The following is a 9,766-nucleotide window of genomic DNA, read 5'->3' as shown; positions in this document are numbered from 1 at the left end:
TTTTAGTAGGCATTGACTTGATCGGAAAATTATCATATTATACCATACAATATGCGTTTTAGATGCTGAACAGCTTATCTCTTACTAGCAATTGTGAGAGTCGAGAGGATAGCACGAGTTAGTTTTCTTTGTGCCAATACTCCGCCAACATTACGCATGGAGCAACCAAGCGTGTCACCACGAGTCAGTAGAAATCTAAAGACCAATTCCTCCACAAAATTTGTGCCGGCTGGCTCAAGAAAATTCCTAATTAGACCATTGATAGCTTCACTTTTATCCTTTGGCATCAAATGAGCAAGAGACTTGTCAGATAATCCTGCAGCAGTCAACAATCCCATTTCAATGCCCTTAACATTTAACAAATCAGCAGGACTCGCAGCTTGACCCGCAGCTTCTTGAAGTGCTCTTGCTTGGGCGACATAAGGGGTAGCGCGTCGATTTTTTTCAAGGGCAAGTGCCACAAAACCCGCACGAGTATCTTCATAGGTTGTGACAAGATCGTCACTGGATTGAAGGTGGTTACGATAAGCACACATAGGTATCCAGTTATTGTTTTTTCCATACATAAACGCACTTCCTCAAAGGAGCGCGTCCATAGTTTCCCATCTGTTGACTACTATTCCCCTTATCACCTGGTAAAACGAGAATATTTTCCGTAATAAAGCCGAGTTTTTCAGCGAAATCAGAAAGAATCAGGTCCACTGAAATACTTATACCTGCGTAGCGCACATTGTCATTAACCATAAACAAAAATGCCCCTGGTTTAAGGATACGAAAGCTTTCTTGTATTACGCAAGCCATTTCATAGAAATATCCTCTTACCATTCTTGGTATACCATTGTTGTTCAATATACCCTGTGACTTTTGGCTGTCCAAATATCTTAAGATAGCCTGCAAGAGAGTTTGCGAATTAGCAATACTTAAAGCTCCTTCCCAAGCCGGATTGATAGCCAATAAATCTTTGGGGTGATTCTCAACCGTACAACTTAGCATTTCCTGACGCAGATTAATTAATTCCTTTTCAGAAATTCCTAGTAAAGCTAGCTCTAGTGCATAGGTGCGAGTATAGTCATATCGATTGCAGTAGGGTGGAGATGTGATGATTGCATCGTAGGTAGAGTCCGGCAAATCGGGCATTATCTTCAGACAAGAACCTTGATGCAAATTAATTTTGCCTTGTTGATGATTCTGAGTTTGAAAAAGCTCAAGTTGTTGTGTAGGAGGTTCTAAGTCGTTAACAAGTTCATTAAATTTTTGGGTAATAGCTTGACTGAACTCAAGAACCTCACCTTTATTGAAGGACTTCTTTGACGTGCCATGACCCGAACGGTAATCCCAACGAAGATACTGTCCATCTTTGCGTGTATAGCTTACGGATTCTAAAACACACAGTAAAGTCAAGACTAAAACTGATTGAACCTTGGTATTTTCTTGATAACAAGCTCCAAGATATTGCTCAATTTCTATTTTATTTTCTTCGGAGTAAGCCCCTTTAGTAATTCTCAATTCTGGCAGAGTGACAGGGTTTTCAAATTTTTTCCATATTTGCAAATTAAACCATGTCTTTAGCCGCTGAAAATCATCAATAGTGAAGGCAGTGTCTAAAAGAATTTTGGTATTAATTATATGTTGACCAATAGGTAATAATTCAATGCCCTCACCATCTATTCCCAAGTCGCTAGCAGCAAATAAAGCAGTTCCACTACCTGTAAAAGGATCTAAAATCTTGCCTTGAATGACTTGATATTTTTGGAATAAGAACTCTACCAGAGAAGCGGAGAAAGCTTCCTTATACTTGTACCACCTATAAATGGGTCTAGTTTTGTTAGCCTGAAAACTAACCAAAAGTCTGGTAAGCGAGGGCTGGACTACAAACTTGTCTTGAAAGCGATCGTGTAATTGCCTGTCAAGGTTATCAATCTCTCCCAGAAAGTCACTTTCCACTTCAGGGGCGATGTTGGAGATGCTTGATATATTTACCATGACTACAAATTATTAAATAACTAACTGTCGATCGTAGTATACCAGTATCTCTAATCCAAGAACGGGTAGATGTCGCTACCCTTGTAAATTCTATCTGACGAACCCCAAAATTAACAGCTTCAGAAATTCGCCCATCTTGCTGATCCCCAATTTTATCCTTGCTTTTCCCGGCTGTAATTGTCCAAAATAACCAAAACACCGTTAATTTTTGTCGGTTCGATCGCACTTGCGATCGAGTTAACCCACAGATTGATATTCTGCGGTTCCCCTTGCAAAGGCAATCTTGACGCGATCGCAGTAATATTGTTCTCATTTGAGTGGTAGACGGATTGTAAATGTACTGCCTTTTCCTAACTCACTCTGGACTTGAATGCTGCCTTGATGAGCCACTGCGATCGCACTTGCAATCGATAGCCCTAATCCAGCACCACCCGTGGCTCTAGAACGATCGCTCTGCACTCGGTAGAAACGATCAAAAATTCGCGTTTGTTCGGCTGGGTTGATACCAACACCTGTATCTTGAACTTGAATTATGGCTTCCTTGTCGGTGCAATCGAGGATGGCAAGGATTAGCCCTCCTGCGGGAGTGTAGTTAATAGCGTTGGTAATTAAGTTCGTCACCATCCCGTAAAGTTGGGCTTCATCCCCAAGAATTACAACGGCTCGCGAAGCACGAATTTCTAACTTCAATTCCACCTCAGCCACCATTGCTAAACCTGCAAGTTCTTCTACTAAATCGCCGATCAGATAGTTCAAACAGCAATGCTGCAAATTAGTCGAAATCTGTTGTTGCTCAAGTCTACAAATAAACAATAAATCTTTCACTAACCTAGAAAGGCGGATGTTTTGTCGTTCGATAATATCCAGGTTTTGACTAACCTCCGGTAAATCTTCAGCCAGACGAGTATCCTCAACAGTAGCCTGAATGACAGCCAGAGGCGTTCGCAATTCATGAGCGGCATCGGAGGTGAATTGTTGCATCTGGTGATAGGACTGATAAATTGGTCGCATCGCTAATCCAGATAACCACCAACTAGCTCCTCCCACTAGCAGCATGACCAAGGGTAAGCCTAAAAAGAGCAACAATCGCAAAGTGCTCAGATAACCATCCCATTCTTTGAGCGATCGCCCAATTTGCAAATAACCCCAAAACAAACCGTCGTTTGTTCGCAGCAATACAGAAATTTGATAGAAGCGATCGCCATTAGAAAGATGCAGAATTTGCCAAAACTCATTTGGTGCAAAGTTTTCTAATACATCCGGCTGCTCTCCAACCTTCCCTAATATTTCCCCAGATTGGCTTAAAAAGCGGAGATAATATCCCTCCTGCTGAAACACCCTAGCAGTATGTCGCGCCCCGTCATTGCCTGAAGAGTAACAGTTTTCATTCCACAGACACAAACCGGGCAAAATAGTTTTCAAGCTGGATGAAAGCTGTCCCGGTTGTTGTAATTGTGGTTCGATAGTGTCATGCAGCGTTCCGGCTAAAGATTGTAGTTTTTGCTGAAGAATGTATCGCTGCGTGTGAAACACAACCTGATAGACTGCAACACCGCATATACCTAACAAAAACCCCAGGACGATCGCATACCAACCCGCAAGTTGCCAGCGGGTGCGGTTAAATAGTTTGTTGGAGTGCATATTACTTGTTCAAGCGATACCCGAATCCATGAACCGTTTCAATCATCCCGTCACAGCCATAATCGGCCAGCTTGCGGCGCAACAGACGAATTCTAGCAGCAACTACATTGCTCATCGGGTCAGTATCCACATCCCACAGCCGAGTCAAAAGTCGATCGCGCGTGAGGATTTGGTTCGGATGCTGCATGAAATATTCCAGTAACCGAAACTCATTAGCCGTCAGAGGAATCACCGTTAGCTGTCCTCCGTCATCCGTAGTGGAGATGATGGATTTAGTATAGTCAAGCCGCAATCGCCCCGCCTCAAGTTGGGCAGGATTGAAATATGGCGACTGATCCGGCGACAAACTCCGTCCCCGTCGCTGAAGAGCTCGCAACCGAGCTAACAACTCCGCTTTCACAAACGGTTTCATCAGATAGTCATCAGCCCCAGCATCCAGCCCAGCCACCATATCCTCCGTGCGATCTTTTGCCGTCAACATCAAAACGGGTAAAGGATTATTCTGCCGGCGCAAACGTTGGCACAGTTCCAGCCCAGAAGTTCCCGGTAGCAACCAGTCAAAAATGGCGATCGTGTACTCTGTCCATTGGTTTTCCAGATAGTTCCAAGCAGTTGTGCCATCCTGTACCCAATCTACCAGATACTTTTCTCGGCTCAAGGTGCGTTGCACAATGGCACCTAAATCGGGTTCGTCTTCCGCCAGCAGAATTCTCATTTTATCGCTATCTCGTCCGATACTTTTTTGCTAACAAACATATACGAATTCTCGAAATTTATCCAACATTTTGGATCGGAATTATTTAACCGCAGAGAGCGCAGAGAACACAGAGAGAATAGAGAGATGAATACAGGACGATGTTACCGGATTTGATATCATATTGTTTCCGGTTGCATCGGTATTGTTTAAACAGTTAACTGTTAACTGTTAACTGTTATTAGCCTACTTCTTTGGTTGGTGTCTGCTCAATGCCATAGTTTCTCAACTCGGTTGTTTCCATCACCCGTTTAGGCATCAGAAACTTCCCAAATCGAGCATACAATGCAGGTAGAACCAGTAGGGTGAGAGCAGTTGAGGTAAAGAGTCCGCCGAGGACAACGATCGCCAACGGCTGCAACAATTCCTTACCAGCCCCACCGCTTAACACCAAGGGAATCATCCCCAATGCCGAGGTGAGTGCTGTCATCAGAATCGCCAGCAACCGTTCCATTGACCCTTCCACAATGACTTTGGGAAGTGGCATTCCTTGTGCCAGTTTGGTGTTGTAGTTGTCTACGAGTAGCAATCCATTGCGCGTCGCTACGCCAAACAGCGTCACAAATCCCACCATTGAGGGAACAGAAAGAACTCCGCCCGTTAGCAGCACGGAGATGACACCGCCAACCAGTGCTAATGGTAAATTGACCATCACCATCAGCATCGCAGGAACGGATTTTACGGTGAAGTACATCAATACCGCGATCGCCAGCACCGCTAATATTCCGAAAATTAGGAAGTTTTGAGCAGCCCGTTGTTCCGACTCATACTGTCCGCCGTACTGAATATAGTAGCCTTGGGGCAGTTGCACTGATTGCTTAACCTTGGCGCGAATGTCACCGACGACCGACGCAACATCGCGTCCCTGTACGTTGGCTGACACTACAATTAAACGCGAGACGTTTTCCCGGTTAATCGTGTTCGGGCCATTGCCAAACTCAACCTTTGCCACTTGCGAAAGCGGGATAATTTGACCTGTTGGGGCATTAATTTGGAGGTTGCGAATCGTGTTGAGATTGCGACGGGCTGATTCGTTGACCCAAACCAACACATCTACCAACTGTTGACCATCCGGCACCTGACCAACCACGCGACCATTTAGGGCTGTTTCGGTGAAATCGGACAATTGGGCGATCGTCAACCCGTAGCGGGCGGCTGCATCTCGGTTAAATTGAATTTGTACCTGACGGATGGGAATTTGGGGCTCAAGCTGAAGGTCTACCAATCCCTTCACGCCTTTCATTGTCGTTTCGATTTGTTCTCCAATGCGGCGTAGTTCTTGCAGGTCGTTGCCGAATACTTTAATGGCGATCGCACTCCTGACCCCCGACAACACTTCATCCATCCTGTGACTGATAAATCCACCGACATTGGTGGCAACTCCCGGAAACTGACCCAATGCCTCCCGCAAGGCTTCAATCGAGGCAGGACGGTTTTGCATCGCAGCTTCACTCAGTTCCACGTCCAAGTGTGCCAAGTTCACCGATGCCGCATCCGGGTCGCCCGGAGCACGCCCCGATCGCAGTTGTACTGATTCAAATCGGGGGTCATCCTTAAGGGCGGTTTGAATCGCTAAGCCAACGCGATTGGTTGCTTCGAGTGAGGAACCCGGATAAAGGGCGATCGCATTCATGAGCGATCGTTCCTGGAACGTAGGCAGAAAATCCCGTCCTAACGTCGGCACAATCAGCATGGCCGCTACCATTGAGGCTGTTGCCAGTCCTAAAATTAAGGTAGAGCGACGCATCGCCATTCGCAGCAACGGATCGTAGAGTTGTTTAGACCATCGGGCTAGGAAGGGTTCTGTCGTCTGCATCCGGCTGTGGGGCAGCAGAATGGCACACAATGCAGGGGAGATTACTAGGGATTCCAGGCTGGAGATGATGACCACCACCAGATAGGCAATGCCCATGGGGGTGAAGATCCGCCCTTCCACCCCAGAGAGTGTGAAAATCGGTGAAAAGACAATAATGCCAATTAACGTGGCTCCAATCAGTGACTCGCGCACTTCCTGAGAACCCTCAAAAATAATCTCCAGTGGTGGCTTGGGATTGGGCGAGAGGCGATTTTCCCGTAAGCGGCGGTCAGTATTTTCGCAGTAGACGATCGCATCATCCACTGCTGTCCCGATCGCCACTACCAATCCGCCGAGGGTCATGGTGTTGAGTTCCAGCCCGATCCAAGAACACACTAACAGCGAGAACAGTAGCGTGAGAAAGAAATCCAGCAAACAGATGGTGAGGGTGCGCCAGTTCATCAGAAAGGGAATCAGAATGGCTGCGACAACCAAACTGCCTTCGATCAAGGCCGATCGCACATTACCCACTGAAGCGTCAATGTAGGCATCTTGCCGGAAAGTGACATTCGCCTTCACATCTTTGGGTAAGCCCGGTTTAATTTCCTCCATCGCCTCGATGATGGCTTGCGTGACGGTGGGACTATCCACCAAAGGTTGCTTGTTGACCATCACGACCACAGCCCGTTTAGTATTCCAACTGGCATCGCCTCGCGGTCGTGCAGCCCCAATCTTCACCTCTGCCACGTCCTGCAGTAGAATCGCTTTTCCTTCCTGCACCTTGACGACCGCTTTTTGCAAATCTTCGATCGTCTGAATTTGCCCCTGTCCCTGAATCACTAATTCGCGATCGGGGTCAATCAACAATCCACCGGCGGTTTTGGCATTTGCCTCGTTTGCCGCCTTGACGACTTCCTGAAGGGAAACCTTCAACGCTTGGAGTTGTTCAGGATTCGCAATCACCTGAAACTGCTGCAAATCTCCGCCGTAAACCAGCACTTGCGATACGCCTGGAACTGCCAACAACCGATTGTTGACTTTGCCATCCACCAAACGTCGCACTTCCATGATCGATGTAGTGTCAGACGTGAACGCATATTGAATCACCGTTCCGATGGGGGGAGCTAGGGGCGATATCTGCGGGGTACCAACCCCTTCCGGTAGTCGGTCTTGTGCGTCCTGTAATCGCTCTGCCACCTGTTGACGAGCTTGATAGGGGTCAGTTCCCCACTTAAACACCACCCGCAATACAGAAATTCCTACGGCTGAGGAGGTACGGACGACTTCAACTCCAGGTGTTCCGTTGACCGCACTTTCTAGCGGTAATGTGATCAGCGATTCCACCGCTTCCGGCGCTAGACCGGGGGCTTCGGTTTGTACTTCTACTTGAGGGGGCGCAAAATTCGGCAAGACATCGAGGGGCATTCGACTTACAGTATGTGTACTCCAGATGGTTAGAGCGATCGCCCCGAACACCACTAACCATCGTTGAGCAATAGACCATTTGGGGATGACGTTTAACATAAAAATGAAATTTGGATAGCATTAGGCAAGCTTTTAGGAGACGGAGTAAAGAGATTTACTCCGTCGCGATCGACTGTTACCAAAAATCTTGGTTTTTGAATGTCTACTGGCCCTTGCCTTTTAACCCAAAGACGGCGAATCCACCCACCAGTAAAACTCCTGCGCCTGCTACCCACATCAAAGGTGACGATCCTTGAGCAGGCTGCGCTTCTGCTGGCGATGTAGCGGGCGATGCTTGCGTTTGGGCCTGCGATGTAGCGGGTGATGCCTGCGTTTCTGGCTGCGATGTAGCGGGTGATGCCGTTTCTGCCTGCGGTTTACCTCGCAATGCCTCCGAGTACAAAAACGTTGCCCCCTGCATCACAATCTGATTTCCCGGAAGTAAATTGCCTTCTTTAATTTCCACCACATCTCCAGAGTCGCTACCAATCTGAACTGAGATTGGTTTGTAGGTTGTTCCTTCCTGGATGTAGACGAGCTTTTGCCCATTGGCATCAATCAAACTGGTGCTGGGAACTTTGACAATACCTCCATCGGTTGTAGGGGCGATCGCCTCTGTCTTAATTCCCAATGCGGTTGCTTTACTGGCATCAACTTCGATCGGCTGCATAATCTTCGCCGCATCGCCACCTGCAAACTCGTTGTCATGCCCAACGTGCGACAGCACCGGGGCCGAAGCCGTGCACAACACTAATCCCAAAACAAAACTAGATCCGTAACGGACGATCGATAATGAACTTGAATTTAAAGATTTCGATAGCATAAAAATTTCCTCCTCACATTTAGCAAACGGGTGTGATGAAAACAGCCACTCCTCTCAAGAGCAATCTATGCGTTACTTCAGAGTTGTGAACCTTCTCCCGCTAGGATGTCAGGGGGAAATAAAAATTTGATGAAAATTTGAGGCGAAGTCTAAAATTAGAGACCTCTATACAATTGCTCACTAACATGAGGTGAAAAGAGGGCATAGGAAGCGCCCACACCTCACTTCTTTGAGAAACGCTCTATTCCCAAAAGATTACAGCCAGATTATTCCGAAATAAATCTAACAGCAACCACCGCCGTTATAATGCCAAGTCGAATCAGTAATCAACACCTTATCCGGCATTAATCCCCCCAACTTCCCAGCAGTTTTATCGCACACCGCCGCCGGAACTCCCCGCTGCAAAACGTGGCCTGCCCCGTCATCAAACAGCTCTTCAGACCCAGTATAAATCGCCGTCTTGCCAGTGAAAATGCAAGCTCCGTCATCGGGTACATCCACTTTGAAAGACACCGAATCTAGGCTTTCTAACAGCAAATCCGCATCCAATTGATAATTGTGTTTGTCCAGCAATCGGTAAGGACGGCGCGCCCGCACTTCTACTTGCCCAAAACCAACGTCTACAAGGTGTTGTACGTATTCTGCGTATGTCAAAGCGCCGGACAAACACAAGGCCCGCAAGCGTTGGTCTTCCTTCAAATGCTGGGGAATGGGTCGAGTTGCGATCGGATCGCTCATCAACAATCTGCCACCGGGTTTTAATACCCGATAAGTCTCTTTTAATGCTTTAGCTAAATCCGCTGGTTCAAAGATATTAAACAAGCAGTTTTGGGCGACAACATCTACAGAAGCATCCGGCACCGGCAAGGCAAAAGCATCGCCTTCACAAATTTCCACAAAACTCGGATCGAACCAATCATTTTCGTGGGCGGCTATTTGCAAGTTTCGTGCAGCCGCATCTCGCATTGCTGGAACCGGATCGACGGCAATAACCGCTCCTTTGTGTCTAGAAAAATATGCAAATTGTAGTGCTTCCAAGCCGCCGCCTACACCTACATAAAGCACGAAGGGATTGCCGACGAGTTCGGCGGCGTGAACGGTTGTGCCGCAGCCGTAATTCATTTCTTGCATTTGTTCGGGAATTTTTAATCCTGGCAATTGCAAGGGGCTGCTTTGGACGCAGCAAAGTCCGATTTGGGGTGTTTCGGCAACATCGCTGTAGAATTTGGCTGCTGTTTCGAGGTAGGTCATTTTTTAGTGTCCTAATTTTTGATTTTTGACCGCAGATTGATCACGGGCGGGACGC

The 9,766-nt window shown here is 47.1% G+C and carries 8 protein-coding genes; all 8 read right to left on the bottom strand.

The genetic code is table 11. The features are described from left to right. Window positions 1-74 precede the first annotated feature (74 nt). The 8 genes from QUB20_RS06890 to arsM all read right to left on the bottom strand — a co-directional run bounded on the left by QUB20_RS06890 (window position 75) and on the right by arsM (window position 9,711). Window positions 75-566 carry an AvaI/BsoBI family type II restriction endonuclease gene (locus QUB20_RS06890; RefSeq protein ID WP_333244862.1) on the bottom strand — a complete coding sequence of 164 codons (492 nt, stop codon included), beginning with the start codon at window positions 564-566 and terminating at the stop codon, window positions 75-77. Next, the gene (locus QUB20_RS06885) at window positions 547-1,983 is read right to left on the bottom strand and encodes a site-specific DNA-methyltransferase (protein WP_333244865.1); all 1,437 of its coding nucleotides are present in this window, start codon (window positions 1,981-1,983) and stop codon (window positions 547-549) included. Before QUB20_RS06885 ends, QUB20_RS06890 begins: the two co-directional genes overlap by 20 nt. A gap of 152 nt (window positions 1,984-2,135) precedes the next feature. After that, window positions 2,136-2,264 (bottom strand): hypothetical protein, encoded by a 129-nt coding sequence (locus QUB20_RS06880; RefSeq protein ID WP_333291255.1) that lies wholly within the window; start codon window positions 2,262-2,264, stop codon window positions 2,136-2,138. Between the two features lie 28 nt (window positions 2,265-2,292). Beyond that, complete coding sequence (gene rppB / locus QUB20_RS06875; RefSeq protein ID WP_333244871.1) at window positions 2,293-3,624, bottom strand: two-component system sensor histidine kinase RppB; 1,332 nt, start codon at window positions 3,622-3,624, stop codon at window positions 2,293-2,295. A gap of 1 nt (window position 3,625) precedes the next feature. Next, on the bottom strand, window positions 3,626-4,339 hold the full coding sequence (gene rppA, locus QUB20_RS06870) for a two-component system response regulator RppA (RefSeq protein ID WP_333244874.1): 714 nt from the start codon (window positions 4,337-4,339) through the stop codon (window positions 3,626-3,628). Window positions 4,340-4,559: 220 nt separating this feature from the next. Further along, on the bottom strand, window positions 4,560-7,697 hold the full coding sequence (locus QUB20_RS06865) for an efflux RND transporter permease subunit (protein ID WP_333244877.1): 3,138 nt from the start codon (window positions 7,695-7,697) through the stop codon (window positions 4,560-4,562). A 103-nt stretch (window positions 7,698-7,800) separates the two neighbouring features. After that, window positions 7,801-8,460, bottom strand: a complete 660-nt coding sequence (locus QUB20_RS06860; protein WP_333244880.1) for a hypothetical protein — start codon at window positions 8,458-8,460, stop codon at window positions 7,801-7,803. A gap of 282 nt (window positions 8,461-8,742) precedes the next feature. Beyond that, window positions 8,743-9,711, bottom strand: a complete 969-nt coding sequence (arsM, locus tag QUB20_RS06855; RefSeq protein ID WP_333057327.1) for an arsenosugar biosynthesis arsenite methyltransferase ArsM — start codon at window positions 9,709-9,711, stop codon at window positions 8,743-8,745. Between the last annotated feature and the right edge of the window lie 55 nt (window positions 9,712-9,766).

The organism is Microcoleus sp. B4-C2 (genome assembly GCF_036705265.1).
GTDB lineage: Bacteria > Cyanobacteriota > Cyanobacteriia > Cyanobacteriales > Microcoleaceae > Microcoleus.
The sequence above is the reverse complement of the archived record's forward strand: the minus strand, read 5'-3'. Positions and strand labels throughout refer to the sequence as shown.